The organism is Bradyrhizobium sp. NAS80.1, from assembly GCF_001908205.1.
Lineage (GTDB): Bacteria > Pseudomonadota > Alphaproteobacteria > Rhizobiales > Xanthobacteraceae > Bradyrhizobium.
Genome location: NZ_LGHL01000334.1, coordinates 1 through 2173, shown reverse-complemented (window position 1 = coordinate 2173; position 2173 = coordinate 1). Strand labels below are relative to the sequence as shown.

Below are 2173 nucleotides of genomic sequence, written 5' to 3'. Positions count from 1 at the left end.
TCTGGTCGATCCGAACCCGGCTCCTGATCGAAAGACGGACCCGCGACCTTGCCCTTTTCAACCTTGCGATCGACAGCAAGTTGCGTGGTTGCGACGTCGTCGCCTTGAGGGTCGAAGAAGTCGCTCCGAATGGCTATGCGGTCGATGGTGCGACCGTCCGGCAGAAGAAGACGGGGAGGCCGGTCAAGTTTGAGTTGACGGATCAAACCCGGCAAGCCGTTGACGACTTCTTGAAGGAGGCGGGCAAGAGGCCAAGTGAGTATTTGTTCACTAGGCGCCGTGGGCGCGATCGGGCGATGACGACCCGCCAATATGCTCGCCTGCTCGCCGACTGGGTGGCAAGCATCGGGCTTGACCCGAGGGTGTTTGGCACCCACTCCCTGCGCCGGACCAATGCAACGCTGATCTACCGGCGCACCGGGTATCTCCGAGCCGTGCAGCTCTTGCTCGGCCACAGCAAGATCGAAAGCACGGTACGCTATCTCGGCATCGAGGTGGACGACGCGCTCGCGATTGCCGAACAAGTTGATGTCTGAGTCACCGGGCAGAGCAGACATGCTCTGCCCATCGGCCATCAGCAACTTCGGGCCAATAATGGAAGTGACCAATCTTGTCGATCACCTCGTCGATCATCATGCTGGCAGTTCCGCCAGGCGGCGCGCGAGGTTACGCCGCACGACCGGTATGGAGCCGGCGATGGAGAGCGCCTCATCGCGCAAGCCCCGTGTCACCGCGTTGCGGGCGAGGATCGCCCGGGTCATCAAGTCCGTCGTGCGCACCACACCCGCAGCAATCGGTCGGCGCACACCCTCATACTGGTCCAGCGAAGTGTCCGGCTTCTTGCTCGCTATCACATCCGCCAGCAAATCGCCGAGTAGACATGCATCCTGCATGCTGATGTTCATTCCCTGGCCACCGGCTGGGCTGTGCACATGCGCGGCGTCACCCGCAAGGAAGATGCGGCCGGACCGCCAGCGATCGACCAGCCCGTGATGGATGTGGAAACGTGACGACTACCGCACCTCGCTAATCGAAGCGCCGACGTTCTTCGGCGTGCGAGCATCCACGACATCCTGAAGATCCTCTCGGGAAGGCTGCGCCGGCGGATCTTCGATGTCGGCGACGACGCGATGGAATCCATTGCCCAGCGCAGCCACGATCAGAACCCCCCCCCATCAACGAGATAGAAGCAGTCTTCATTGTCGGGATAAGGCCAACTCATCCGCACATCACCAAGCATGACGGAGACCGGATAGGTGCCGGCACGAAATGTCACGCTCAAGGTTTCGCGCACCTTGCTGTGGTAGCCATCCGCGCCGACCAGATAGCGCGCACGCACCTCGCGGTTGCCGTCCGCGCAGCGGATGACCGTGTCCACGCCGTTTGCGTCCTGCGTCACACCGAGAAGCTCGCAGCCCCACTCCATATGGCCGCCCAGCGCGGCAAGGCGCTCGCGCAGGACGGCTTCGGTCTCGTTCTGGGGAAGCGTCAAGGCAAATGGATAGGGCGGCGGCAGGCTGCCGAAATCGGCAGTCAGGAGAGTGCGGGTCGGCGTGCCGATCACGAGCTTTGTCGTCTTCAGGCCTCGCTGCAGCAGCAGCGGCGTCACGCCCAGTGGTTCAAGCGCAAGCAGAGAACCGGCATGAATGACGATCGCGCGAGAGGTCTCCTGTGGTCGCTCCGATTTGTCAATCAGATGGCCTTGATGCCGCGGCGGGCGAGGGCGACGGCCAATGCGAGGCCGGCCGGACCTGCGCCCGCTATGAGGACTGGGGTCTCCTCGGCCATGGGGCGCGTCTCCGCACTTGATTGGCGAATCTGGTCTGGAACTCTCGCGGTGGGTTTCGCCAGGCTCCCTTCCTACGATGCGAATCTCAATCCTCGCCCTGCAGAATGGTTGCAAAAAAGAAACTGCGGGACCGCACAAATGCAAAGCCACGACCGCTATGGGGCAATCGCGCCGGTTTGACCCTCAACCCGAGACTTCCGGTCTACCCTCAACTTCGGACACGTCCCCACACTACGCAAACTGTCGCTGATGGGCCATGTGTGGACGGCTCCTGGTTGGCAAGGGGAATCTTCACTTTGCGGCGTTGGTCGGAGCGGCCATGTGTTCGGCCTGTTTGCGCGGTTCACTTGACCGCTGGCCATAATGCCCTCCGCGGATCAGGTC

Annotated in this window: 3 protein-coding genes and 1 pseudogene; 1 reads left to right on the top strand and 3 read right to left on the bottom strand. The window is 62.3% G+C overall.

Features of this window, described 5'->3' with window-relative positions:
• A partial coding sequence (locus AC629_RS42980; RefSeq protein ID WP_245332190.1) for a tyrosine-type recombinase/integrase occupies positions 1-536 on the top strand: 536 nt, incomplete at its 5' end.
• 96 nt (positions 537-632) lie between these two features.
• On the opposite strand, the gene AC629_RS42975 is transcribed toward AC629_RS42980, so the two are convergent.
• The 3 genes and pseudogenes from AC629_RS42975 to AC629_RS42970 form a co-directional block, all read right to left on the bottom strand.
• Positions 633-998, bottom strand: a complete 366-nt coding sequence (locus tag AC629_RS42975) for an FAD-dependent oxidoreductase (RefSeq protein WP_084810657.1) — start codon at positions 996-998, stop codon at positions 633-635.
• A 15-nt stretch (positions 999-1013) separates the two neighbouring features.
• Positions 1014-1157: a hypothetical protein gene (locus AC629_RS47460; protein WP_168195738.1), complete on the bottom strand. Its 144-nt coding sequence runs from the start codon at positions 1155-1157 to the stop codon at positions 1014-1016.
• A gap of 2 nt (positions 1158-1159) precedes the next feature.
• Positions 1160-1788: pseudogene (locus AC629_RS42970) on the bottom strand (FAD-dependent monooxygenase).
• Positions 1789-2173: the final 385 nt, after the last annotated feature.